General features: G+C 53.1%; 25 protein-coding genes. 9 read left to right on the forward strand and 16 right to left on the reverse strand.

Translation table 11 applies throughout. The features are described from left to right. Positions 1 to 271: 271 nt before the first annotated feature. Together NSQ80_RS17395 and NSQ80_RS17400 are read right to left on the reverse strand one after the other, a co-directional pair. Positions 272 to 1,723 (reverse strand): sugar ABC transporter substrate-binding protein, encoded by a 1,452-nt coding sequence (locus NSQ80_RS17395; protein ID WP_323077710.1) that lies wholly within the window; start codon positions 1,721 to 1,723, stop codon positions 272 to 274. Positions 1,724 to 1,758: 35 nt separating this feature from the next. Beyond that, positions 1,759 to 3,168, reverse strand: a complete 1,410-nt coding sequence (locus NSQ80_RS17400; RefSeq protein ID WP_323077712.1) for a helix-turn-helix domain-containing protein — start codon at positions 3,166 to 3,168, stop codon at positions 1,759 to 1,761. Positions 3,169 to 3,238: 70 nt separating this feature from the next. On the opposite strand from NSQ80_RS17400, the gene NSQ80_RS17405 reads away from it, so the two are divergent. Further along, the gene (locus NSQ80_RS17405; RefSeq protein ID WP_323077714.1) at positions 3,239 to 5,050 is read left to right on the forward strand and encodes a histidine kinase; all 1,812 of its coding nucleotides are present in this window, start codon (positions 3,239 to 3,241) and stop codon (positions 5,048 to 5,050) included. A 2-nt stretch (positions 5,051 to 5,052) separates the two neighbouring features. Here NSQ80_RS17405 and NSQ80_RS17410 read toward each other — a convergent pair whose 3' ends face one another. Continuing rightward, the gene (locus NSQ80_RS17410; RefSeq protein ID WP_339300130.1) at positions 5,053 to 5,859 is read right to left on the reverse strand and encodes an RNA methyltransferase; all 807 of its coding nucleotides are present in this window, start codon (positions 5,857 to 5,859) and stop codon (positions 5,053 to 5,055) included. Between the two features lie 61 nt (positions 5,860 to 5,920). Further along, positions 5,921 to 6,610, reverse strand: a complete 690-nt coding sequence (locus NSQ80_RS17415; RefSeq protein ID WP_157273396.1) for a TrkA family potassium uptake protein — start codon at positions 6,608 to 6,610, stop codon at positions 5,921 to 5,923. 155 nt (positions 6,611 to 6,765) lie between these two features. Between NSQ80_RS17415 and sspI the strand changes: the two genes are divergently transcribed. Beyond that, entirely contained in the window at positions 6,766 to 7,002 is a 237-nt protein-coding gene (gene sspI, locus NSQ80_RS17420) for a small acid-soluble spore protein SspI (RefSeq protein ID WP_009224726.1), read from the forward strand. 77 nt (positions 7,003 to 7,079) lie between these two features. On the opposite strand, the gene NSQ80_RS17425 is transcribed toward sspI, so the two are convergent. The 4 genes from NSQ80_RS17425 to NSQ80_RS17440 all read right to left on the reverse strand — a co-directional run bounded on the left by NSQ80_RS17425 (position 7,080) and on the right by NSQ80_RS17440 (position 12,093). After that, positions 7,080 to 8,663, reverse strand: a complete 1,584-nt coding sequence (locus tag NSQ80_RS17425; RefSeq protein WP_339300134.1) for a peptide chain release factor 3 — start codon at positions 8,661 to 8,663, stop codon at positions 7,080 to 7,082. A 161-nt stretch (positions 8,664 to 8,824) separates the two neighbouring features. Next, complete coding sequence (gene zwf, locus NSQ80_RS17430; protein ID WP_339300136.1) at positions 8,825 to 10,375, reverse strand: glucose-6-phosphate dehydrogenase; 1,551 nt, start codon at positions 10,373 to 10,375, stop codon at positions 8,825 to 8,827. Between the two features lie 122 nt (positions 10,376 to 10,497). Next, positions 10,498 to 11,253 (reverse strand): fused MFS/spermidine synthase, encoded by a 756-nt coding sequence (locus NSQ80_RS17435; protein WP_339300138.1) that lies wholly within the window; start codon positions 11,251 to 11,253, stop codon positions 10,498 to 10,500. A 27-nt stretch (positions 11,254 to 11,280) separates the two neighbouring features. Next, on the reverse strand, positions 11,281 to 12,093 hold the full coding sequence (locus NSQ80_RS17440) for a hypothetical protein (RefSeq protein ID WP_260071777.1): 813 nt from the start codon (positions 12,091 to 12,093) through the stop codon (positions 11,281 to 11,283). Positions 12,094 to 12,161: 68 nt separating this feature from the next. On the opposite strand from NSQ80_RS17440, the gene NSQ80_RS17445 reads away from it, so the two are divergent. The 3 genes from NSQ80_RS17445 to NSQ80_RS17455 are packed head-to-tail and all read left to right on the forward strand — an operon-like array spanning position 12,162 to position 15,879. Beyond that, positions 12,162 to 13,253, forward strand: coding sequence for an endospore germination permease (locus NSQ80_RS17445; protein WP_339300141.1), 1,092 nt, complete (start codon positions 12,162 to 12,164; stop codon positions 13,251 to 13,253). After that, entirely contained in the window at positions 13,250 to 14,740 is a 1,491-nt protein-coding gene (locus NSQ80_RS17450; protein WP_323077725.1) for a spore germination protein, read from the forward strand. Before NSQ80_RS17445 ends, NSQ80_RS17450 begins: the two co-directional genes overlap by 4 nt. Next, positions 14,737 to 15,879: a Ger(x)C family spore germination C-terminal domain-containing protein gene (locus NSQ80_RS17455; RefSeq protein ID WP_009224720.1), complete on the forward strand. Its 1,143-nt coding sequence runs from the start codon at positions 14,737 to 14,739 to the stop codon at positions 15,877 to 15,879. Before NSQ80_RS17450 ends, NSQ80_RS17455 begins: the two co-directional genes overlap by 4 nt. A 135-nt stretch (positions 15,880 to 16,014) precedes the next feature. On the opposite strand, the gene NSQ80_RS17460 is transcribed toward NSQ80_RS17455, so the two are convergent. From NSQ80_RS17460 to NSQ80_RS17490, 7 genes are all read right to left on the reverse strand, one after another. Continuing rightward, the gene (locus NSQ80_RS17460; RefSeq protein WP_260071780.1) at positions 16,015 to 16,668 is read right to left on the reverse strand and encodes a response regulator transcription factor; all 654 of its coding nucleotides are present in this window, start codon (positions 16,666 to 16,668) and stop codon (positions 16,015 to 16,017) included. Further along, positions 16,643 to 17,725: a sensor histidine kinase gene (locus NSQ80_RS17465; protein WP_260071781.1), complete on the reverse strand. Its 1,083-nt coding sequence runs from the start codon at positions 17,723 to 17,725 to the stop codon at positions 16,643 to 16,645. The genes NSQ80_RS17460 and NSQ80_RS17465 overlap by 26 nt, the downstream gene beginning before the upstream one ends. An 18-nt stretch (positions 17,726 to 17,743) precedes the next feature. Beyond that, positions 17,744 to 18,394: a cell wall-active antibiotics response protein LiaF gene (gene liaF, locus NSQ80_RS17470; protein WP_260071782.1), complete on the reverse strand. Its 651-nt coding sequence runs from the start codon at positions 18,392 to 18,394 to the stop codon at positions 17,744 to 17,746. 114 nt (positions 18,395 to 18,508) lie between these two features. Next, positions 18,509 to 19,210, reverse strand: a complete 702-nt coding sequence (locus NSQ80_RS17475; RefSeq protein ID WP_009224716.1) for a PspA/IM30 family protein — start codon at positions 19,208 to 19,210, stop codon at positions 18,509 to 18,511. A gap of 3 nt (positions 19,211 to 19,213) precedes the next feature. Then, complete coding sequence (locus NSQ80_RS17480; protein WP_323077730.1) at positions 19,214 to 19,714, reverse strand: PspC domain-containing protein; 501 nt, start codon at positions 19,712 to 19,714, stop codon at positions 19,214 to 19,216. 6 nt (positions 19,715 to 19,720) lie between these two features. Beyond that, positions 19,721 to 20,395: a PspA/IM30 family protein gene (locus NSQ80_RS17485; RefSeq protein ID WP_323077731.1), complete on the reverse strand. Its 675-nt coding sequence runs from the start codon at positions 20,393 to 20,395 to the stop codon at positions 19,721 to 19,723. A 62-nt stretch (positions 20,396 to 20,457) separates the two neighbouring features. After that, the gene (locus tag NSQ80_RS17490) at positions 20,458 to 20,754 is read right to left on the reverse strand and encodes a hypothetical protein (RefSeq protein WP_323077732.1); all 297 of its coding nucleotides are present in this window, start codon (positions 20,752 to 20,754) and stop codon (positions 20,458 to 20,460) included. 353 nt (positions 20,755 to 21,107) lie between these two features. Here NSQ80_RS17490 and NSQ80_RS17495 point away from each other — a divergent pair, with 353 nt between their 5' ends. From NSQ80_RS17495 to NSQ80_RS17510, 4 genes are all read left to right on the forward strand, one after another. Then, positions 21,108 to 22,391, forward strand: coding sequence for an ArsB/NhaD family transporter (locus tag NSQ80_RS17495; RefSeq protein ID WP_339300147.1), 1,284 nt, complete (start codon positions 21,108 to 21,110; stop codon positions 22,389 to 22,391). 97 nt (positions 22,392 to 22,488) lie between these two features. Next, positions 22,489 to 22,842 carry a hypothetical protein gene (locus NSQ80_RS17500; protein WP_085170632.1) on the forward strand — a complete coding sequence of 118 codons (354 nt, stop codon included), beginning with the start codon at positions 22,489 to 22,491 and terminating at the stop codon, positions 22,840 to 22,842. 130 nt (positions 22,843 to 22,972) lie between these two features. Then, a complete protein-coding gene (locus NSQ80_RS17505) occupies positions 22,973 to 23,464 on the forward strand; it encodes a cation:proton antiporter regulatory subunit (protein ID WP_339300149.1) in 492 nt (163 codons plus the stop codon). 146 nt (positions 23,465 to 23,610) lie between these two features. Next, positions 23,611 to 24,468, forward strand: coding sequence for a YitT family protein (locus NSQ80_RS17510; RefSeq protein ID WP_051416912.1), 858 nt, complete (start codon positions 23,611 to 23,613; stop codon positions 24,466 to 24,468). 58 nt (positions 24,469 to 24,526) lie between these two features. Here the strand turns inward: NSQ80_RS17510 and NSQ80_RS17515 are convergent, their stop codons facing one another. Beyond that, positions 24,527 to 25,369 carry an aldo/keto reductase gene (locus tag NSQ80_RS17515; protein WP_339300154.1) on the reverse strand — a complete coding sequence of 281 codons (843 nt, stop codon included), beginning with the start codon at positions 25,367 to 25,369 and terminating at the stop codon, positions 24,527 to 24,529. Positions 25,370 to 25,500: the final 131 nt, after the last annotated feature.

Here is a 25,500-nt window from a genome sequence, read left to right on the forward strand (position 1 = left end):
TGAAATAGAAGACGAATTTAGCTATGTGGGGGGATGTTTTTAGCGCTTACAACACGCCCGGCTCCGGGCATAAGAAAAACGTCTATCGACGTACATTCAATGTAGCCAGACCGCGTTTAGCGGAAGTTTTTCTTGCGATATCAGGATGCCGATCCCCCGAAGTTTATACTTTCTGATATCTTAAAAAAATCCCGGCGCGGCCTTTAAGAAACGGCGCTCCGGGATGAGCGGATGTTCGCTCTAGGTTGGATGTGTTTGTTGGAGGTTCATCTTAACTTTTATGGTATCCGGCCTGCCGCATCAGCCCTCTCACCTCCGCCGCCGCATCGGAAAGCGCATCTTGCGCCGTTTTTTCGCCGGTGAGGTATTCATGGACAGCGGACTGCACCGCATCCGATACTTGTTCGTAATTCGTGATGCGCGGCCGGCCTACGCCGACTCTTAACGAATCTCCAAGTACGCGGTAATACTCGCGGAGGGACGGATCGGTGATATGCTGAGCTTGTTCATAAGCCGATTTTCGGGTCACATGGTGGTTAAACTTCAAATACCCCATCTGGGACTGAGGACTCGTCAAATATTCCGCCAGCGCATAAGCGTCCTCCTTCTGCCGGGAGTAACGGTTGATCGCCAGCCCCCAAGAACCGAAATGGGGGCCTCGGATCAAAGCGCCGCTTTCCATCGTTCCCGGAAACATAAAGTACCCCACTTCTCCGCCGACCTTCGGATTCAGCCTCATGTTGTGATAGTTCATCCCCATCGCCGCTTTTCCGAATTCGAACACGACGGAGACTTCGTCCCACGTATAGGTTAAGACGTCCGGCGGCGTAATCTTGTACTCGTTAATCCAGCTCCCGTAAGTTTGCAGCGCCTCTACCCCTTCCTTGCTCTGAAAAGCCGGCTCAAAATCATCGTCAAACAAACGGCCGCCAAAGGAGTTGAGGAAGGATTTGAAATCCACGAAATTCGCTTCGTGTCGGCTTCCCATCAACGTCGTTCCGTACAAGTCCGTCTTGCCGTCGCCATCCGTATCCCGGGTAAAAAACTTGGCGAGTTGGGCATATTCGTCGAAGGTGCGGGGAATCTCAAGCTCCCGGCCATACAATCGCCGGAATTCTTCCCGATACTGCGGCGATTCAAACAGGTCTTTGCGATAGCTGACCGTCAGCGCGTTCGATTGAATCGGCAGGCTCCATATTTCAAAACCAGCCGACGTAATCCCGTCTAAACTTACCGTCTCCAGCGAAGGAGGCTCCGCTTGGGGAGAGTCCAGCCTAAAGACGGAAGTGTCCAGGAAGACTTTGGCGATAAAATCGTCTAGCTTGATCGAATCCGGATGATTCGACTGCTTGATATAGGAGCTTAGCGGCTCCAGATGCTCAATCACTTTGGGCATCCATGGGGTATCGACTGCGATCAGATCATAGGTTCCCTTCCCCTGCGCAAGCTCCGAGAACACCTTTTCCTGAAGATTGTTGTAGGGGAGCGCCTCCACTTCGATGCGGATGCCGGTCTGCCGGGAATACGTCTCCATGGCGTCGATAACGGCTTCCGGCCCGGCTTCATGGTTTGAGTACAGCACGCGAAGCACCTGCTGCTGCGCCCGGCTCTCCTTCTCGTCCGGCTTCGCTGGCTCGATCATGCGGTCCAAGCAGCCGGTGCCGGCCGCGAAGGCCAGCAGCGCAAAAACGATCTTCAGGAGTAGCACGTTGTTTTTGTTCATACTTTTCCCCCCTTACATGCTGTATGTTCCCAGAGTTAATCCGACGCTATACCGTGACTTTTGCGAAACTCGGAGGGAGACAGTCCGAACTCCTTCTTAAACTTACTCCGGAAATAAGGATAATCCGCATATCCGACCTCTTCCGCGATTTCATTGATTTTTTTGTTCGTTTCAAGTAGCAGAGTCCGGGCCATACGGAGCCGCTTCTGCGTCAAATATTTCACAAAATTCATGCCGGTCTGCTGCTTGAAGATTCGGCTTAACGTAACCGGGTGGACGTTGACCTCCTCGGCGATCCATTCCAGGCTTACGTTCGGGTCACTGCAGTTTTCGACAAGGCGGAGCGCTTCAAGAAGCCAAGGCTGCAGCCCGGAAGCGTGCTGCTCCTGCTGCTGTTCAAGGTTTTTTAGCGCCTTAACTCCGCCAAGAACTATTTTTTTGATTTTACCCTTCAGCTCATCCCAAGTACGATGCCTTGCTACCCAATCGGCCCAGTAATATAAGGTGTCTTCTTCCAGATAAATGATCTCCTGCTTGCTTAGCCCCTCATCCAAGAGCGACATCAGATAACCGCATTCCTTCTGCAGCTCCTCATACCCGGCTTGCTCCAAGCAGTCAAACCATCGCTCAAGGTCGCGCTCAAGTCCCGCAAAATCTCCGCCTCTGGCCCGGCTGATCATCTCCTGCCGCATTTTCGCGGCCCGCTTCGCCGCCTCCTTCCGCTCTTTCGGGTTGAGCGCCGCCTCTTCACCTTTAAGCTGAAAAAAAGCGATTTGCCGGTTCCTCCGATATTGAAGCAGCAGCGCTTCGGCAAATTTCTTCTTTTCCCTAAAGCACCCTCCGCCTTGATCCAGATTGGTTTGCACGACCTTTCCCCGGCTCCCCGCATCCGTAACAAACGTAAGCAGTATTTCCCGGGAGAGAAAATCCGCCGACGGCGGCCCATCCTCAAATTGTATGCGCTTCCATATTCGCTCATCAAACCATAGGCTTGTATTGACCGGATGGATCTCCTTCAGAATCGCCCGTACTCCAGGCTCCTTGGAGACGAGCAAATCGAGCTCCGTAAGAAGAGCGGCGGTCAACTCTTTCTGCACTTTTTCGACAATCTCAGATAGCTGGGTTCGGTCGGCAGGTTTTAACAAATAATCCATCGCACCCAATTGAAGCGATTTCCGAGCATATTCAAACTCATCGTACCCTGATATAATCACTACATGGATCCGGGAGCTTGTCTCCTTCAAAAAGCGTAGAATTTCAATCCCGTCCATCTCGGGCATACGAATATCGAGAAACACCAGATCGGGCTTAACCAGCGTAATCTGCTCCGCCGCCTGACGGCCAAACCCGACATCGAAAATCTGCTCATCGGGAAATAAGGCCGTCAGCTTTTGAATAATACTAAGCCTAACTTCCATCTCGTCATCGGCAACGCAAATTTTCATCTTTTTCACTCCTTCAAGCGTGGCTGAAGCTTGTGCGGAAAAGAGATTTTTAGCTAAGGGGGAACATCAATTGCAGCCGGTAAAATCTCTTAAACGAATAGTAAACCATTTATCCTTAAAGCTCAAACTGTTTATTTTGTTAATCCTCCTGTCGATCATCCCTATTTTTCTGGTAAGCGGCAGTTCCGAGCTGTTCATGTACCGCTCCAGCACCAGTTATTCGGCGTTGATTTCCAGCCAATACATGCAGTTTGTCGCCAAAGAGGTGAGCGGTTATTTGCAAAATCTGAACCAATCCTTCGACAATCTGTTCACCGATCAAAATTTCCAGAAATATGTAAACTCTCCTGCCGGCCATTTGTCCGATCAGGCCGATCATATCCTGCAGTTCCGCTCCATCATCCAAAGCTCTCTGCAATTCCATCCCGAAGTGCTCGGCACGCTGTATCTGGATCGCGCGGGCAAAGTCTATTTCGAGTCGTACCAGAAAAGATTGAACCCCGATTATTCCTTTGAGGACGATCCGATGTATCAATCGTTGCTGTCCGTTACGTCGCCCCGGCTGCTGCCTCCGCATCCCATAAAGTATATTTCGTATACCCAAGACCGCGTCTTTTCCTATGTGCGCCCGATCATTAACGTCGATACCGGAAAGACGATGTCCTGGTTTGTGATCGAGATCCGGGAGGATCAATTGACCGATATGCTCGGCAGCGGGCAGAGTAACGCCGGCGGCCAGCTTGTGCTGTACCATACCGACTTAAGAACCGCCGTATCGGGCGAGCCGCTGAATGAGAAGCTGCTTAGCGATTTTCTGCTTGCGCGGGCAGATCGGGAACCGGAGAAGCAAAGCCATTTTTTATTCGCTTCGGCAGGCAAAGAGTATGAGGCCAGTTACACCGAGCTGTCGGAACCGGGATGGGGGCTAATTTGGATGGCTCCCCTGGACCGGATCAAAGAAGGCGCCGTGCAGACTTTCCGGCTGACCCTTTTGATTGCCGGAATCAGCCTGGCCGCGGCGTTAATAATGGCTTTTCCGGTCATGAACAAGATTTTGCAGCCGCTGTACAACCTGCATAAAGGAATGAAGCATCTCGGGCGCGGCCAATATGTTCCGGTTCCCGAGCCCAAGCACCGGGATGAAATCGGCTTCCTCATCCAAAGCTATAACCAGACCTTGGTGAAGCTGCAGGATATGGAACGCGAGGTTTACCAATCGAAAATGAAAGAGAAGGAGCGGGAGCTTCTGCAGCTTCAAGCGCAAATCAATCCCCACTTTTTGTTCAACACCCTTGAGACGATCGAATCCTATGCCATCCGCAATAACGGCGAGGCGGTGGGGGAAATGGTGCAGTCAGTCTCCCGCATGATGAGATACACGGTTCGCAACGATAGCGGGTGGGCTTCGCTGGAAGAAGAAATTGGCTATATCCGGAATTTCCTAACGATCCATTACTACCGCAACGGCAGGGATGTCCGGGCCGATTTCGATATCGCCCCCGAAGCTTTATCGTTTCCGGTCATGAAACTGAGTATTCAGCCTTATGTTGAAAATGCCATCAAATACGGTTGGAGCCCCGCCATGGGCGCGGAGGAGTTCCTGCTTAGGATCAGCGTGGAGCCGTTCGAGGAATATTTGCGGGTTAGGGTTTACAATACGGGGATGGGCATCCCGGAGGAAGTGCTAGAGAAGCTGCACCGGATGATCGAAAGCGGCGGCGAGACGGAGGACCCTTTCTTCAAAAAGCATACCGGCATCTACAACGCCTACCGCCGGTTCGTTATCGTCTATGGCGAACAGGCGTACTTTCGGATCGACAGCTCGCCAGAAGAAGGCACGTGCGTGGAATTCCACTTGCCCGCGCGGCGGGAAGCGGAATGAATCTAGGAATTTTTACCGGTTGAAAAATACCGCTGCCGCATCGCCTCATACAGCAGCACGGACGCGGCCATCGCCACGTTCAGCGATTCGGCCTTGCCGCGCATCGGGATCAGCAGCCCGTCGTCCATGAACTCGCGGACCGCCGGGCTAAGGCCGCCGCCCTCGCTGCCGAAGAGCAGCCACACGGGCTGCGTGAAATCGTAGGCGAAGCAGTTCGCCGCCGCCTGCAGGCTGGTGCCGGCCAGCCGGATGCCCCGCTGCTTCGCCTGCGGCAGCACCTCTGCCAGGTCGGCATGCACGACCGGCAGGTGGAACAGCGAGCCCATGGTGGCGCGCAGCACCTTGGGCCCGTAGATGTCGGCGCAGCCAGCGCCGACGATGACCCCGTCCGCCGCGACCGCATCGGCGCTGCGGATGATCGTGCCGACGTTGCCGGGGTCCTGCACACCGTCGAGCACGACCACCAAGCTCCGCTCCTTCGCAAGGAGCGGAGCGACCGTCCCGCGGTCCTTGCGCACGACCGCGAACACCGGCTGCGGCGACTTCGTATCGCTGCACTTGGCGATCACGGCGCTGGACACGCCGATCCAGTCGACGTCCAGCCCGGCGGACGCCGCCGCCTGCAGTTCGGCTGGAATGCCGTGCTCGAGGTCATAGCAGACGCATTCCACGTCGGCTTTGGATTGCAACGCCTCCTGCACGAGGTGAATGCCCTCAATCAGATATTTCCCTTGCTTGTCCCGATTTTTCTTCTCAAGCAGCCCCGCCCATTCCTTGACGCGGGGGTTCTGTGCAGACAAAATTTCCATATCTTTTCCATCCTTAACATGGTTTAAAAAATGATCCGTCGCTCACGAAGCGAGGCTCGTCTTACTCCTCCGCGTAAGCCAACTCGAGCTTCGTCAAGTCGCCCTTCTCGCCGACGATGACGAGTACGTCCTCCTCCGTCAGCGAGACCGTGGCCGCCGGGGAGATGTTCATTTTGCTGCCCCGTTTGATCGCCATCACGTTACAGCCAAACCGGGCGCGAATATCCAGTTCCTTCAGATTCTTGCCGATCATCTGTGAGCTGACGCGCATCTCCACGATGCTGTACTCGTCGGACAATTCGATGTAATCCAAGACGTTCGGTGAAGTCAGATGATGTGCCACCCGAAGCCCCATATCCCGTTCCGGGAAAATGACCTTATCGGCCCCTATTTTCTGCAATACTTTGCCATGCAATTCGTTTTGCGCCTTCACCACAATGAGCGGCCCGCCCATGTCTTTGAGGATCAGCGTGGTTAAAATGCTGGCCTGGATGTCTTCACCGATCGCCACGACAACGACGTCAAAATTCCGAATCCCCAGTGCGCGCAGCGCATCTTCATCGGTGGAATCTGCGGTTACCGCGTGCGTGACCAGATTCGCCACGGCTTGCGTATGATGTTCATCCGCATCGATCGCCAGTACGTCAAAGCCCATGCTGCTGAGTGCCGTTGCCACGCTTAAACCGAATCGGCCCATACCGATCACGGCAAACTGTTTTTTGGCTGCATTTGCCATGCTCTCACCACCCATCCATTTTCCATCCGATTTAGTATACCACAATCCCCCGAAGAGATTTGGTTAAACCCTGCAAAACGGGTCGTTTTTCAACACCCCTGCGCATTATCCCAGTTCCAATCGGGCAAATTAACACCGGGCAAGTCACATATTTCAAGGAGGGAAACTACGTGCCATCCATTACACTCGACCTGCGTCAAGCGATTATGCACAAAATTCACGGCAAAGACGAGCAAGGGCTGCGGGAGATGATCGAAGGTTCGATCGACGCTCAGGAAGCCGCACTGCCGGGTCTTGGCGTCGTCTTCGAAACGATCTGGAAGCATATCGATACGTCCAAACAAAATGAACTGGTATCCGTGCTCAAGCAGCAAGTGGATCAGGCTAGCCTCAAACCATTGAAATAGAACTGCCCGCTACAACAAAGACCGCCCTGTCCAAGGGCGGTCTTTCCTTTGTCCGGGAGGCTGCGGACCTTCACTTCTTAAGGTGCGGTCTCCAGGAACTTGGCGTCTGGATTCTTCTCCATCGCCGTCCGCATCGCGTATTCATTTTCGAACAACGCGACATAATTGCCTTTCTTATCCTTCACCAGCGTGGAATTGATCCGGAACCTGGACGGGTCGATTTTGTCGCCTACGATCCAGCGCGCGAACTGGTACGGCATCCGTTGAAGCTGGACATCCACGCCATATTCGCTCTTCATCCGGTATTCAAACACCTCGAACTGCAGTTGCCCAACCACGCCCAGCAGCGTATCTTCAAATCCGACCGTCGTGAACACCTGAATCGTGCCTTCCTCGGTCAGTTGGTCGATCCCCTTCTGGTATTGCTTATGCTTCAGCGCGTTCTTCACCGTCACCTTGGCGAAAATCTCCGGCGAGAACGTCGGCAGCTCGTCAAATACGATTTCACTGCCTTGGCTTAGCGAGTCGCCGATCCGGAAAATCCCCGGGTCAAATAACCCGACGATGTCCCCGGGATACGCTTCGCTGACGATATCCCGATCCTGGGCCAGGAATTGCTGCGGCTGGGACAGCTTGATCTCCTTGCCCGCCCGCACATGCTTCACCGTCATGCCGCGTTCGAACTTGCCCGAGACAATGCGCAGGAAGGCGATCCGGTCGCGGTGGGCCGGGTTCATGTTCGCCTGGATTTTGAACACGTACCCCGAGAACTTCTCGTTCGTAGGTTCAATCAAGCCTTGGGTACTGCGGCGCGGCGTCGGCTTTGGAGCCAACTGCAGGAAGTTCTCCAGGAACGTCTGCACGCCAAAATTGTTCACCGCGCTGCCGAAAAACACCGGCGTTAATTCGCCGCGGCGAACCTTCTCAAAATCAAACGGGTCCCCCGCCACATCCAACAGCTCCAGATCCTGACACAGCTGATCATGGAGATATTCGCCAGCCATTTCGCGAATCACCGGATCGGTATACCCATCCACCTTCTTCACCTGGATCGTGGAGTGGTCGTCTCCCTGGAACAGCTCAACCTGGTTTTTCATCCGGTCATACACACCCGACAGCTCGCGGCCCATCCCAATCGGCCAGTTCATCGGCACGGAGCGGATGCCCAGCACCTGCTCGATTTCCTCCATCAGTTCAAACGGGTTCCGGCCTTCCCGGTCCAGCTTGTTTATGAAGGTGAAAATCGGAATGCCCCGCTTCGCGCAGACCTGGAACAGCTTGATCGTCTGGGCCTCAACGCCCTTCGCCACGTCGATCAACATGACGGCGCTGTCTGCTGCGGTCAGCGTCCGGTACGTATCCTCCGAGAAGTCTTGGTGGCCCGGCGTATCCAAGATGTTCACCCGATGGCCGTTATAATCAAACTGCATGACGGAAGAAGTAACGGAAATCCCCCGCTGCTTCTCGATTTCCATCCAGTCACTTGTCGCGTGTTTGCTCGCTTTGCGCGCCTTGACCGATCCGGCGAGACGAATCGCGCCGCCGAACAGCAGCAGTTTTTCGGTCAGCGTCGTTTTCCCGGCGTCCGGGTGGGAAATGATTGCAAACGTACGCCGTTTGTCCACTTCCTGCTGCAGCACTTGGTCCAATGCTTTGCTCATGCTCACTTTCCTCTCGTTCCACAAATTCACGTTCTCTATTGTAACATATTTTGTCCTTCCGTTAAGCAAAAACACCTTACGCCCAGACGGGACATGAAGGTGTTTCCAGCTAAACCTATTCTATTCGCCCATAGGCCGGATCGTTCACGGTCAACGCAGCATTAATTCGGGTTGATCCAAACGACGTTGTCTTCCTCCTGGCCGTTCACCGGCCACCAATGGAAGCCGTCCTTCGCCAGCAGCTCGTCCGCTTCCTTCGGCCCCCAAGAACCGGCAGGATACGTACTGATGTCGGACGGATTTTGCGCCCAAGCCGCGGCGATTCGATCAACGAAGGCCCAAGCCGCCGCCACTTCGTCCCAACGGGTGAAATACGTCGAATCCCCTTGAGCCGCATCGTAGATCAAGCGTTCATAAGCCTCCGGCGAGTTGATCCCCACCAGGCAGCTTTGGCAAAAGTCCATCGCCAGCGGCTGGATTTGCGATTCCGAACCCGGCTTCTTGGCATTAATCTTGATGTAAATGCCCTCCATCGGATTCACGCGGATCACGAGGAGGTTCGGCTCCAGCGTATGCTTCTGACCGAGATAGACATTCGTTGGCATCGCCTTGAATTCCACAACGACCTCCGTCGTTTTGACGGGGAGCCGCTTCCCGGTGCGAATATAGAACGGCACGCCGGCCCAGCGGAAATTGTCAACGAACACTTTGGCCGCAAAATACGTTTCGGTATTGGAGTTCGGGTCAACCTTGTCCTCCTCACGATAACCCGGAAGCTTCTTGCCTTTCGCTTCCCCTGCGATATATTGCCCGCGAACCACGTTCTCCTTCACTTCTTGCACCGATTCATACGGACGCAGTGAGCGCAGCACCTTCACCTTCTCGTCGCGGATGTCCTCCGCGTACAAGCGGCTTGGCGGCTCCATGGCGATCATCGTGAGCATTTGCAGCATATGGTTCTGCCCCATGTCACGCAACGCACCGGCATGATCGTAATATCCGCCGCGTTCTTCCACGCCAACCGTCTCGCTGAGCGTAATTTGCACATTGGCGATATGCTTGTTGTTCCAGAGCGGCTCGAAGAAAGCATTCGCAAAGCGAATCACTTCAATGTTCTGCACCATCTCCTTGCCGAGATAGTGGTCGATCCGGTAAATTTCCTCTTCTTTAAATACCTGACTCAGCTCTTCGTTCAGCTTCTGAGCAGACTGCAGATCATACCCAAACGGCTTCTCAATCACCAACCGGTGCCAGCCGCTCGTATTCAACATGCCGCCCTTCTGCAGGTTAAAGGATACGCTGCCGAACAGCTCCGGCGCCAAAGCCAAGTAGAACAGACGGTTTCCGGGAATCCCAAACCGCGCTTCCATGGACTCGGTCAGTTCTCTGAGTTCGTGATAACCGTCAACGTTATTGATGTCCAGCGATTTGTAGGAAAAATGCTCAGCAAAGCGCCCCCATTGCTCCTGGTCGTCGATCTTATATCGGCAAAATTCCTCAATCGAACGATACAGGTCATCCTTGAATTCCTCGTCCGAACGCGGACGCCGGGCTACACCGATGACGGCGAAATCCTCGGCCAATTTCCCTTCGCGATACAAGGAATAGATGGCCGGGAAGAGCTTGCGGCGCGCTAAGTCTCCGGTAGCCCCGAAAATAAAAAATACCGCCCCTGGGGGCTGAACTGTTGGTTGTGAGAAATTGTCAGCCATGGCTCCTCATTCTTTCTATGTAAGATTGGTGAATTTAAAACTTCATTACCGATCAATGACATCTCTTTACAAGGCATCACGGGATGTGATGCCATTTTAGCACATTCGCCTGACGGATTCCATCATCTATCTATAGATATGGGGTCATAAATGATATACCCCGCTGGAGGCTCGACCTCAACAAACCCGGCCATGCCGTGGGCTTGATACTGAATCGGTTTGCGGCTGCCCGCGATCAGCATATTCCGCGGTTCATGAGGCTGACCTGCCGGCAGCGAAAACACCCGGACATACTCCATCACTTCCCGCAACGTGGCAGTGAGCGCGGCAATCCATGCGTCTTCTGCCCCTCGGCCAAATAGATTCAGAAGCAGGATCCCTTCCCGATCCAGTCTTTCTGCCGCCAACTGAAAAAAACCAAGCGACGTTAAATGGCCCGGCGTACCCTGTTCGGAGAACGCATCCACGATAATTCCGTCGAAGGAATTCGGCTTCTCTTCTTCAAGCAAAGAACGCCCGTCACCGATGCGCACCGAATCACCCGTATAGCCGAAAAAGTTGCGGCTAATTTCCGCCACCACCGGATCAATCTCCGCCACAATAACGTCGCTCCTGCTCAAATGGCTGGCGATCGTTCCCGTTCCATGGCCGATGATGAACACCCGTCCGGGATCGGGAACATGGCGCTGAAGCAAATACAACATCGCCCGTGGATATTCCAGTATGATCCGTTCGGGCCGGTTCATATCCATTGCGCCTTGCACCGCCTTGCTGGCGAATTGCAGGACGCGAAACGCCCCGCGCTCGCCGTATAATTCGTCCGTTTCATAGACGAAGATTTCCGAGCAGCTTTGCTGATGCAGCAGCAGATGTTGCACGAGTCCCCGTTGCCTCCTTCACGATCTCTAATATTCTACGGTTAGCAGCGGCGTACCGATCGTAATCTCATCCATCCCGGTGCCGCTGTTGCGATGGACAGCCATCTGCAATGCCACGTGATGATCGCCGCTGAGGACGGTGATCGGCAAGGGATCCACCCGATACGTGCGGCTGGCCGTCCCTTCGTCCCCAAACGCTTCGACTTGCTTCAACTTCAGTTTGGCGGATCGCTCAATTTGCGATTCCAAGCGGTCAAGCGTCGCGGCGAGCACGGGTTCGCCGGAGTCCGTCCCCTCATCTGTAGCGGATGCGGGCCAGGCCATCCCCTGTATTGCTGCATTCCATCGCGTATCGACGCCTTCATCTGCCAGCGATTCCCCAGCCATCCGTTGGGCTTCCTGAAGTTGCTCCCATATCGCCGGATCTCCGCCGGCGGCCTCCAAGCGAAGCATCGCATAATGCTTGCCCTCTTCCAGTGTGATCAGCTCCAGCTCGGCGCGAATCCCCTCGATCTGACCTTGGGACTCATAAACCGTCCGCCCTTGAACAGTCCCCGCCTCCGGATTCGACAGCCCCAACCGGCTGGCTAACACCCCGGCCGCTTCCTCTGCGGAAAGCAGCGAGTTCCATTCACCTTGCCATTTCAGTGTCATCCGAAACGGATCCGACGTTACGGCCCTGCCTATCGCAACCAGCGCGTCCAACTGCTGCTCCGCGTCTTTCAGTGAATCTGGAACGGCCGCTTCTTGCTCAGTCGCTTGGATCCGTTGCAGGCCGACCAGCAGCATCGCGCAAACGAGGATCAACAACCCAATACTCCATAACTTGCGGTTTTGCATGTCACGCGCCTCCTCTGCGAATAATAACTCAATGTATAGAGCCAAAACCTATCAGGATGGGGAAGCTTATGATCCGCTCGCCGAAAGCTACGAATTTTCAGGCTATCATGACGTTGATGTTGGCCCTCGGACTCACAAACCATGTCTTCATCATCCCGGCCTTGCTGCAAATCGCCAAACGGGATGCCTGGTTTTCCGTGCTACTGTCCGCCGTGCCATTTGCACTTGTGGTCTGCCTCATTCGTTACACTTCGTCCCGGATTGGAACCCAACCTCTTCCCGAATGGATTCGCCATCGGCTGGGCCGAATTCCTGCTTTTGGGTTTCAATGGGCGATGACAGCGTTCTTCTTCGCTACGGCGTGGTTCAGTTTATATGATACCGTAATGTGGATGAAGGTGACGTTTCTGCCTTACACTCCGGTTTTGGCCAGCTCGTTGATCTTGATGCTGCTTTGTTTCGTTGGGGCGCTGAAGGGCATGAAAACAATCGCCGTCACCTCCGGTATCTTGCTGCCGCTTGTTGTACTGCTTGGCTTCTATGTCGCCATCGTCAACGTCGAATTCAAAGATTACAGTCTGCTGTTCCCTCTCTTGGAACAGGGATGGATTCCGGTTTTCAAGGGAGTATTGTACGCCTGTGCCGGGTTGTTCGAGATCTTTTTTGTCTTCTTCCTTCACCCATACCTGAAGGCCCCATTAACCAGAATCCAATTCATCGTGTTCAGTCTGATTCTGCTTGGTCTAATGCTGGGTCCACTGACCGGCGCCATCACCGAGTTCAACCCGTTTGAGGCGGCCGTTCAGCGTTACCCGGCTTATGAGGAATGGAGAATCGCCGGTTTTGGCAAATACGTATCGCAAACCGATTTTTTCTCGATCTGTCAATGGTTGTCGGGCAGCTTTATCCGTATTTCCTTTGCGATGATCGTCATCGCGGATATGTGGAAGAAGCAAAATCCCCGTTGGAGACCCACATTGCTCGCGGTCCTCGCGTTCATCCTGATTTTACTTAGCTGTTATACCTTTACCGACATCGTGTTTCAGCATTTAATGATTCTTTACATATATCCGATAAACGCCTGCTTCCTGCTGTTCATGACGCTCATCATTGCCGCTGCCGCTTTATTAAGAAAACGCAAGAAAGGAGGATCCGCATGAGTTCCAGCGACCGGCCGTCCGGCCAACAAGTAGACCGGATCGACATTCCGTTCCTGACCCAATATTTCCAGACTTCCTCCGACGTCAAGCTTCGCCCGTTTGCTGCCGGGATGGAGCCGGGGCGTTCGATCACCTTAATCTATTGTGAGCCGATGACGGATTTGAAACAGTTGAGCGAGGTGGTCTATCCGCGGCTTGCTGAACTGTGTCGGGAACAGGCCAATATCGGAATCGAGGCGTTCGGAGCCAATCCCTATTTGCCGTTAAACCGGATCGAAGGGCCGGACTTGCTGCATCGTCTTACTCTTCAAGTCTACTCCGGCAAGCTGGTCCTTTATTTTGAATACAACCAGACCTTCTTCAGCTGCGATATTTCGAACCCGCCAGGCCGTTCCCCCGAAGAAGCCAGTACGGAATCGGCCGTCAAGGGAGCCCGTGACGGCTTTACTGAAAACCTGACGACCAACATCGGGTTGATTCGAAAACGGCTGCGGACCGCTTCCCTGGGGGTGGAAGAGATCATCAAAGGGACGCGGGGGGAAACGCGCATTGCGCTTTTTTATATTCAAGATGTTATTAACCCGGACATTCTCGCAGAGGCTCGAAAGCGATTGTACGAGATTGACACCGATGCAATTATCGGCACCTCGTATATCGAATCCGTCGTGAAGGGAGCGCATAAACGAGCCTTATTCCCGCTGACCGATTACTCGGGGAGACCGGACTACGTTGTCGATGCCCTGCTGGCGGGCCGATTTGCCGTGTTGGCCGATGGGAATCCGATCGCCATCGTTGCTCCTGTGACCTTGATGAATCTGCTGATTTCTCCAGAGGATGCCAACACCCCTTATTACATCGTGTCCGTGCAAAAAGTGCTCAGACTCATCGGACTGACCGTCGGGTTGTTTCTCCCGGGCTTCTATGTCGCGTTAACCAGTTTTAATCTGGAGCAAATCCCCGTCCCGCTGCTGGCAACCATCAGCAAATCGAGGCATGGCTTGCCGTTTCCGGTCCCGTTTGAAACCTTCGTCATGCTGTTTCTGTTCGAGATCTTTAACGAGGCAGGCAAAAGATTACCCCATGCCATGGGACAAACGATAACGGTCGTAGGCGGCCTGATTATCGGAGATGCCGCCATCCGCGCCGGGATCACCTCGCCGACCATCATCGTCGCCGTGGCGATCGCCATCGTCGCCAGTTCGACCTTAGAGAATCAGACGTTAAGCGGTACGACAGCCCAACTTCGCATCGTGATTTTGCTGTTGTCCTCCATCTTTGGGATGTTCGGGTTCCTGATCGGTTTTATCGGTCTAATCCTTTACCTTGCCTCATTAGAGTCCTATGGCGTGCCTTATCTATCGCCATTTTCCCCGTTCGTCAAAAGCGACTTTGCCGAAGCGGTCCTGAAGAAGCCGTCGAAATCCGTGAAGAGGCGGCCCCGCATTCTGCATCCGCTGGATCAAACGGCAAGGAGGGACAAGCCTTGAGAGCGATCCGGGCTTTCCTTGCGCTGATCCTGCTGCTGACGGGCTGTTGGGATATGAAAGAGGCGCAAAATATCAATTTTATCACCGCATTGGGTGTCGATTATGCGGATGGCCGTTTCATCATTTATGCCCAGTTGCTGGATTTTGCAGAGATTGCTAAACAAGAGGGGGCGGTTGAAACCGGAAACGGGAAGGTTTGGATCGGAAAAGGCGAGGGGAAGACGATCGACGAGGCTTTGATTTCGCTCTACCCCGCCTCGCAGCAACGGACGTCCTGGACGCATGTCCGAACGATCATCTTCTCCAAAGCGCTGCTGGACAAGCATTTGCCGGAAGCCGTCAACGGCTTGATCCAAACCCGTGATCTTCGGTACACGCCTTGGGTGTTTGGCACCGACAAGCAAATTCCCGATGTGTTTGCGAGCATCTCCCTTCTGAATGAGTCGGTGCTGAATTCGGGGCTGCTTGAACCCGAAGAATTATTTAAACTCTATTCTTTCGTCGAGCCCATTCGGCTCATCAAGCTGATGGACGGGGTGAAGGAGCCTGCGGTGACGAGGCTGTTACCCCTGATCAGCTGGACTGACGAGGTTTGGAAGGGGGAGGGCAAACCTATTCCTCAAATCAAGCTCGTCGGCGCATATGCCATCGCACAAGGCCGCAACCGTGGACAAGTTGACCCGGCAATGCTTCAGGGGGCGAGATACGTGGCATTCCACAGAATGATCAGCTTTCCGTTGCCTTTATCCTTAGAGGATGGATCCCCGGTGACGATCAATATCGCGCATCGCGATCCGGACGTACAAATCGGCGCGGGTAGTGACCCCATTCGGATCAATTTGAACGTGCGCGCCAAAGCCTATATCACGGAGGTAGGGGCGGGAGGCGGGATTGCCGCCGCCCGGCTCCGTGCCTTGGCCGAAGAGACCATCGAACGCGAAATCAGGCGTTCCTTCGACATTGCGAAGGCTCGCCATATCGACCTATACAATCTGGAAGAGAAGCTCTACCGCTATGACCAGGCGCGGTGGAAGCAGCTCCGTTCCCAAGGAAAGTCCCTGATTTCCATCATGGAATTGGATCAGGTCCAGGCCGAGGTGACCCTCGTTCACTCCTCAGCCTATAACTTGTTGAACTAATAAGAAAAACGTCTATCGACGTACATTCAAAGTAGACAGACCGCGTTTAGCGGAAGTTTTTTCTTGCGATATCAGGATGCCAATGCCCCGAAGTTTATACTTTCTGATATCTTAAGAAAACGGTTTGGCAGAAATTCACTCCGCCAACCCGTTTTTGTATGCGTAAATAGCCGCCTGCGTGCGGTCCTCTACGCCAAGCTTCGCTAAAATATTGGTGACATGGAATTTCACCGTTTTGATCCCGATGATCAGCTCGTCGGCGATATCCTGATTCGATTTCCCTTGAGCCAGCAAACGCAGAACGTCCATTTCGCGCTCGGTCAGCTCTTCGTGAGCCGGAGCCTCCACCTTTGGTTGGCGGAACCGGTTCATCATCTTGGAAGCGACCTGCGACTCCAATACCGATTGGCCGCGGGCTGCTGCGCGAATCGCCTCAGCGATCTCGGAAGCGCGCGACGTTTTCAGCAAATAGCTGAACGCCCCGGCTTCGATCACGGGATACATCTTCTCGTCATCAAGATAGCTGGTGAGCACGATGACTTTACAGTCCGGATGCAAGGCAAGCAGCTGCCGAGTCGCTTCGATGCCGTCTATGCCTTCCATCACCAGGTCCATCAGCACGACGTCAGGCCGGTACTCCTGCGCCAGGCGAATTCCTTCCTCCCCGCTGCTGGCCTCTCCGACAACCTCAATCCCTTCTTCGGTGCCCAGCACCGCCGCCAGGCCGATTCTTACCATCTCATGGTCATCCACAAGCAGTACTTTAATCTCCTTGTCTTCCATCTCCATGACTGCCTTCATCCCCGCTTTCTTCATGAATTAGTGGAACGGATATCTCAATACGCGTCCCTTTGCCGGGCGCGGTGATAAACTGAATCGATCCGCCGATCTCGTGGATGCGCTCCTGCATCGTCGACAAGCCGTACGAAGCCTGCTTCTTGTCGTCCATCTCGAAGCCGATCCCGTTGTCGCGCAGCGTCACCTTAACTGCTTCGCCCCGGCGGTGAATCCGAATCTCCATCTTGTCCGCCTTGGCGTGGCGCAGCGTATTGGACATCGCTTCCTGGATGATGCGGAACAGATGGTTTTCAATCCCTTTGCCTAAATTCAAATCCTCGTCGATCTCCAGGGTTAAATCCATCGGCACCTTCGTCTTTAGCTCTTTGACCAAATCGCTTAAGCCCTGCGACAATTCCTTGCCTTCAAGATAGACCGGACGTAAATGCAGCAGCAGCGCGCGCATTTCCGACTGCGCCACCGAAGCCATCTCCTCAATGAGTTCGACCTGACGCTGCGCTTTGTCGAAATCCTTCTCCAGCGTACGTCCCACAGCCGTAGCCGTCATCGAGATGGCAAACAGCTGCTGGGATACGGCGTCATGCAATTCGCGGGCCAGCCTCTGCCGCTCCTCCACGATCGCCGATACCCGGGCTTGCTCGGCCAACTGGGCGTTGTGCGTGGATAACCGCTGCAGCGAGGACACCTGCTCCTCCCAGCGTTTGCCGATCCGCTCCAGCTGCTCTGCCAGTCGGCCCAGTTCGTCTTCGCCGAGCTTGGGAACGCTCCCGGTTTGATTGCCTTTCTCCCATTGCAGCAAGGCTTCACGTAAACCGTCGATCTGTCGTTTGGGACGATACCCCAGAAAGAAGCCGAAAGCTGCGCCGATGATGAGAAGCAGCGACAGCAGCGTCATGCCGGCTTGGATGACCGTCCTCCAGGACGGTTGGGGTTGAAAATACCCGTATGTATACATCACATAAATGGTGGCTGCCATCGTAATAACAGACAGGAGAATCCCTCCGCGCATGCTGCGGGAGACCATGTTGCTCGGCTTTTTCGATTTCATGCGGGACGTTCCTCCTGTCTAAAGTAATCGTATATCGACATCTCCTACAAGATAGGAAATGATGATTTTCACTTTTTGGTCACGGACCTCGTAGTTCGGCGACTTCCAATATAACCGATTGAGCATGCCCGTCTCTTTGTCGTGGCTGAAATCGATTTGTCCGAACAGGACAAACGCTTCGATCTCCACGCCGTAATCCTCCGGAATCACTAAATCCACGTCCCCGACAATCCCTTGAAACATGAGGACGTTATGCCCACCTTCCATCATCGCCAGCGATAAATCGATGTCAAGCTCGCCAAGCACATGCCACATGCTTGTGTTCCGCAAGTTCCACGGATCGCGGTCCCAGCGGATGCTGGAGGTGATGTTTTGCTTCTGCACGTAATTGCCTTGCGGTTGGGTTTTGCGAACTTTCGCGTAGTAGTACCCCAGCGAGATCATCAGAATCGCCAAGATCAGCATAAAATGGTCCAGCAGGATGAGTCCGCCGCCGACCGCCATCAAGATATAGCCGGTCTTGACCTGTTCCCCTTGCCGGATTTTATATATGCCGAACCCAAGCAAAAAGAGGGCGACAATGGTAAAGAAACTCAGCCACTTCCCGAAAATCAACAGTAAGCCAAATGCGATTAAGCCGATGGCTAAGAACCTTTTCCGTGTATCCATGTGCCGCACCTCCCTGCAGGTTCATAGAGTCGTAAAAAGCCATAACGGCATGGCCTCCCATACCGTATGGCTTCACCAGTATTTAGAATATCACAATGTCCAGCGGACGTGTAGTTATTCCTTGTCTTCTTCGCGGGCTGCGGACGGGTTCAATTTTGCTTTCAGCGCTTCAAGCTGCGCATCCACTTTCAGCTGCTTCTCGGCATCTGCCGGGCTGATGTAAGTGGAAGGCGATGTTCCGCGATAAACCATGCCGGCGACTTCGGCTTCCGCTTCCAGTTGCATAATCTTCTCTTCCATCCGGTGGAATCCGAGCGAAGCGTTGCCGCTTTCGATCGTATGCAGCGTGCTGATTTGCGACATTTGCTTTCTAGCTTTCGCCATTTGCGCGCGGCTCACCAGCTCGTTCCGTTTGTTGCGCAGTTTATAGAACTCGTCTTTCATATCGTGCAGCTGCTGTTTGAGTTCGGCAGCATGAGCTTCAGCTTGCGCGTGCAGCTCGGCGAATTCCGTTTGCTTTTGGTCGTAATGGATTTTCTCCTCCAGCATTTTGCGGGCAACTTCCTCCTGCCCATTGCGGAGTGCAAGCTCAGCTTGAGCCTCCCGCTGTGCAGAGATGCGGATCGCTTCGTCCAGACGTTGCTTCATCCGGCGCTCGTTGGCCATTTGCTTCGCCACCGTTACTTCGGCGTCGCGAATTTCAGCCTCCATATCGCGCAGGTATTGGTTCAGCATGACAATCGGGTCTTCCACCTTATCCAACAAATCGTTTACAGACGCTTTCGTAATATCTTTAATTCTTTTGAATACTCCCATCGTCTACACTTCTCCCTTCTCGTATTCGGAGAGCTTCTTGCGCAGCTCTTCCAATTCTTTTTTTAATGCTTTCTTCTCAATATCTTCCATCATGGAATCCAGACTGGAAGCACCCGGGGCGGACTGAAAGCCGGCTCCCGAAGCACCTGGGCCGTATTGCGGCGGCTGGGTTCCGTAAGTATTGCCGGTTGGATTACCGTACGGTGGACGGGGACCAAAGCGTTGATCCTCGTAGAAGTCCCGGCGTTTACCGCCGTAACCCGGATGCGGGCCGCTGCCCGGCCATCCGCCATGATAGTACGGATCGTGGGGCTGATATGGCTCCTTGGAGATCACCAAGGTAGCGATGAAGTAGATAAAGATCGTTGTCCCGCCGGTAAAAAATATGCTAAGAAAAGCGATCAACCGGAGCACGCCGACGTGAATTCCGAAATATTCTCCGAGCCCTCCGATCAAACCGCTGATCCAGCGATCCCGTCTGGATCGGTACAAGGGTCTTCCCATCGATTCTTACTCCTCTCGCTGGTTATTTAGCTTCTGCTTCAAGCGGGAGAGCTCCTGTTCCAGAGTCGATTGGATGGCGGAGCCGGCTTGGTTCAAGAAATCCGAACCCGCTCTCCGCAATTCGCGCAGGCTGCGGGCTTCCCATTCCATATCGGACACCCGGTCCTCCAAGCGATGGAACATCTTCGGCACATCCTGCACGCCGTAACCGTTCATCCGCTGGTTCATCCGCTGCTGTAAACGAAGCGTCTCCATTCTTGCATAGTAGTACTGCCGTTTGTTGTATACGACCTGATATTCGGTCTTCAATTCGTTTAGCTGGGCTTCTAATTCCTGCAGCGATTCTATGCTTTGCGTGTACAACTCGGTGTATTGTTCCACCTTTTCCTCGTACAGCATCTTCTCCTGCAGGGCCAGCTTCGCCAAGTGCTCCTCGCCTGCTTTCAAAGCAAGCAGCGCTTGTTCCTCACGTTTGTCGCGCATCACCTTGGCTTGATCGACCTGCTGCTTCAATTGCTTCGCGTGTCCACTGTATTGATAATGAAGCTTCTCGGCTTCGGCAATTTCCTGCCGCGTTTCAATCAGAAATTGGTCGATCAAGCGAACCGGATCCTGCGATTGCTCCAACTTCTCATTTAGAGTAGCTACCGTAATATCTCGTACTCGACGAAATACACTCATGACATCCTTCCCTCCTAACCTTTCGGTTCACAATTCAAGTTCATCTGCATGTATTTAATCAATCAGTAACTCCGTTTGCCTCTTAAGGAAGAGATACCGTAAACGATTAATCCAATACCTAAGAGCGGAACGATCAGCCAGGCCAGCTTGGAGATCAAGGAAATCACCCCGAAAATCAACACCAGCCATCCGAAGAAGGCGTTCCCCCGTCGAATCCCGTAATAGCCGAGACCGATCATTACAATCGCAATCACCAGTCCGAACAGGCTGCCTAGGAAAGGAGTTAACTTGCCCAGCAGAATCAGTGCGCCAAGGGCAATCAGTACAATAGCGAATACATTCAGTCGATTTGTTCTCATTGAAAATTTCACCGCCTCTCATTTGATCAACCTTATGTCTCTATTCTAGGGTGATTACAGGTTATCCAAAACGGACTGGGGACGGTTTTTCAACCTAGACCTAAGTCGAGGATGCGCTCAGCCTGGGGGTTTATGGGTGGAGGGAGGGTTTCTCCGCAAGTGCTTTACATTCCGGCCAAGTCAGTCTATAATGAAGTCAGAATGACTAAACAATAGAAAACGAGAGTTATCGGAGGAGCCTGTCAAATTGCGGGCTCTTTTTGCCTTTTTTTGACCGATAATGGCATAATTCTGCCCCTGCGCGCCAAGCTATCATGCCCTCAGGGACATCTAACTTGGAGAGGAGAATTCATATGGAGCAACAAGCAATCTGGGCCATCATCATCTTTCTATTAACGTACGCATTCATCATTTCGGAGAAAATCCACCGGACACTGCTGGCCATGGTCGGTGCCGTTCTGATGATCGTCCTTGGCATCGTCGATCAGGAGTCTGCGATTCATCACATCGATTTTAATACGCTAGGTCTCTTGATCGGCATGATGATCATCGTGAACACCACGGCGGAAACGGGGTTATTCAAATATATCGGGATTTGGACGGCCCGGATCGGCAAAGGGAACCCCGTGACCATCCTGTGGCTCCTGGCGCTAATTACGGCAGTTGCCTCCGCATTTTTGGACAATGTGACGACAATCATTCTGATGGTACCGGTCGCCTTTAGCATTACCCGGCAGTTGAAGGTCAAGGTATTCCCTTACATCTTCTCGATGGTCGTGGCCTCAAATATCGGCGGAACGGCAACGTTAATCGGGGATCCGCCAAATATTATGATCGGCAGCGCTGTCAAGGAATTGACTTTTAACGCTTTCCTGCAGCACTTGGCGCCGATCGTGATTGTGATCCTGGCAGCCACCCTACCGCTTCTCGTGTTGGTATTTCGGAAGCAAATTCAGTCAACGCCGGAGAACCAGAAGAATATCATGAACATCAGCCTAGATGGCTTGATTACGGATCAGAAGCTCCTCATAAAATGCTTGGTCGTCCTCGGCTTAACGCTGCTTGGCTTCTTCCTGCACCAGACATTCCATCTGGAATCGGCTACCGTGGCGTTGGCCGGAGCTTTTCTATTGTTGCTGCTCACAGGTGAGCATGTAATGGAAAGAGCGTTCCGTTCCGTCGAATGGCCAACCATCTTCTTCTTTATTGGATTGTTTGTCCTGGTCGGCGGTTTGATTGACACCGGTACGATCAAGCGGTTAGCGGAGTGGTCCATCGACTTAACCGGAGGAGACCCGTTGACGACTTCTATGCTGATTCTCTGGCTAAGTGCGATCGCCTCTTCCTTCCTGGATAATATCCCGTTCGTGGCTACGATGATTCCGATGATTCAGGACATGGGAGCGATGGGAATCAGCAACCTGCAGCCGCTGTGGTGGAGTTTGGCGCTGGGGGCATGCCTTGGCGGCAACGGAACCCTGATCGGGGCCAGTGCCAATTTGATTGCCGCAGGCATGTCTGCCAAGGAAGGGGAGCCAATTACATTTGTCCGCTACATGAAATATGGCTTCCTGCTGATGATTCTGTCGATCATCTTCGCAAGCGCGTATATTCTGATTCGGTATTTCCTAATCTAATAGAGGTCCATCCAAGTCCACTCTTTCTTTGGAAAGAATGACGTCGATATGCTATCCTTAATAGTAAGTAAATAGATGTCGAGGGGAGGGATGACGCATGACAACGCAACAACTAAGGCTTCGTTGGTTAGCTGTGGTGGTATTGACGTTGGTCCTGGCGTTGTCCCTCCCTTCCTTTATTTCATCCCCCGTTCATGCAGAGTCTCGTGGGGAAGAGACGCTTGAGACCGATTATGGCCATGTGCAGCACAAGGTATCACTTCGCCTCAATAGTACACCGTCTTACGGCAAGCTGTTTATCGACAGAACCCCGCATCAACTGGATGCCGTCCCGGCCTTGATCAGCTTTATGCTGCTGGCGCCATGGGCGTGTTTCCGACCGTTATTCTGCCTGCTGTTAAAGCGGCGTCTGCTTATGCCCATCAAATTTACGAGCATGTTCGTGGCTTAACCGAAGTTGTATCGTTTTTTGATCCAGTCTCCTGCATGACCTACACGTTTTTTTAAAACGAAATCGCATGAGGCTCATTTTGTAATACCCAAAATGGAAAATGACTCTAAAAACTGGAGGCTTGACTCAAATGAATCTCAAAGAAACAGATCTGCCAGGAATCGGTAAACAATTCGTGGTCCAGGCCCGCAGCGGCGACAAACTCTCGATCGTTATTCATAATGATGGACGGCGCGAATTATCTCATTTCGATGAAGATGATACAGACAACAGCGTTTCCATGGTCACTTTGGATGACGATGAGGCGAGATATATCTCTGCCATTATTAGCGGTGCGACATATAAGCCAACAGCAATGGAGAACATTGAAGTGGCTTTAGGCGATCTGATCATTGAGTGGTATAAATTAGATTCGAACTATAAAGCGATTGGCAAAACCATCGGCGAGTTGAAAATTCGTCAGCGTTCTGGAGCGACGATCATCGCCGTAATCGAGAAGAACCACAAGAAACACATCAATCCCGGACCTGATCTGATGCTGACCTCCGAGGCAACGGTGGTCGTGCTTGGCGAACGGCTCCATCAACAACAAATCAGACAGATCCTATTGAGCGGAAAATAATTCATTGGATCATCTCATGCTGAAGGCGGTTTGTCCTTCACCCGGATCGCGGCGAGGAAATGGTCTACTGTCCGCGATCTATCCGTTGCTTGGTATAAGAACCGCCTGCCCTTGATGATGGGTTTATCCAGTAAGGAGGGGTCGGTTTGAAACACCAGTTAAGAATTCATTCCTCCCGGAAGACCCGCGGCGGCTTCAAGACACTAATTCCGACGTTTGGCCATGCTGCCGGCGTCATCGCCGGCGCATTGCTTGCATCGGTCGGCTTAGAGCTGTTCCTGATGCCCCATAGCATTGTCGTTGGAGGAATGACCGGATTATCCGCATTGTTGGCGTTAAAGACGGAGATGCGGCTTGGATTGTTCTTGTTCTTGCTGAATCTGCCCTTGCTCTTTCTTTATCGGAAAAATATCCACTGGTCCTACGGGATCTTCACAGTGCTTGGCGTATTGGTATTTTCATTGGGGACGCTTGTGCTCCATCCTTATCCTTCCCTGATCGACGAGCCGCTCCTGGCGGCGTTGATCGGGGGATTATCCTTGGGAATTGGGCTGGGTTTAGCCCTGCGTTTTGGAGGGGCATTGGATATTGCGGAGAAAGCCGTGAACCAACTTCAATATGGCAGATTGTCCCCTGAGCGGATTTTGCTGATGCTGAACTGCCTAATCCTGATTGGTGCGGGCTTTCATTTCGGCTTTCTCCAGGCCCTCTATTCGGTGATCGCCTACCTGTCCGCCTTTGAAGCCGTCAAGCTTCTGGTCCAAGGCGGGATTTTCACCCAAACGGTACGAATTAAAAGTCGCCATTGTGCTGCGATCCAGAGGGAACTGTTGCGATACCTGAACCGTTCGGCTGTTTATCGGCTGGATCCCGAAGTAACTGGGGACGAGGAAGGGATGGGCATTTTGGAAATCCACTGCCATCGGCTGGAGCGGTCCCGCTTGATTTCCATCGTTCATCAATGTGACCGCGAGAGTGAAATTACGTTTCTTCCAAGGAAATAAACGTAATGAGCCGCAGGATTTACTCCTGCGGCTCTTTATTTTCTATCGTGGGCCCAATTTAAAATTCTTCGTAAACGGCAGGATCCTGGTTTCGAATCCGCCCGTCTGGACGGGACAAGCCGTTGATCTGCTTCATTTCTTCCTCGTCTAGCGCAAAGTCGAAGATCGAGAGGTTCTCGATTTGCCGAGCCACAGAGGCCGATTTCGGGATGGATACAGCGCCCAGCTGATAATGCCAACGCAAAATAATTTGGGACACCGACTTGCCATGCCGTTCGGCGATTTGCCGGAGCGTCTCATGCTGCAACACCTCATTGCCATGGGCCAGCGGGCTCCAGGATTCCGTGACGATTCCGTGCGCTTCATGATATTTGCGCTGCTCGGCCTGATTAAAGAACGGATGCAGCTCAATCTGGTTTACGCTTGGCGTCACGCCCGTTTGCTCGATCAGGCGGTCCAGGTGGTCCGGCAAGAAATTGCTGACGCCGATGGAGCGGATCAGCCCCCATTTTCGGGCGTCGATTAGAGCTTGCCACGCTTCCACGTAATGCCCTTGAATCGGATTGGGCCAATGAATCAAATACAGATCGTAGTAATCCAGCTGCGCCCGGTACAACGATTCCTGGATCGCCTTGACCGCTTTATCGTACGTGTGGTAACGCCCGGGCAGCTTGGACGTGATGATCAGCTCTTCCCTCGGTACCGCAGAACGCCTTACCGCCTCACCAACCGTTCCCTCGTTCTCGTAGTTATACGCGGAATCCAGCAAACGATAGCCGGAGCGGATCGCGTGAACGATTGACTGCACACCTTCGCTGCCACGGAGCGTGTAGGTTCCCAGCCCGACCACCGGCAGCTTCAAACCGTCATTTAACGTCATTTCCGGAATGATATGACCCAAGATGAACACTCCTTTCGGATAAGTACTCTCTCAGACTATCATAATCGAATCTATATGAAAAAACGAACAGAAATCGCCGAAAGCGGCGATTTCTGCGGAATGTGTATAAAATTTCGAATAGATTTGCGTCG

The sequence above is a fragment of the Paenibacillus sp. FSL K6-2441 genome (genome assembly GCF_037964765.1).
Taxonomy (GTDB): domain Bacteria; phylum Bacillota; class Bacilli; order Paenibacillales; family Paenibacillaceae; genus Fontibacillus; species Fontibacillus phoenicis.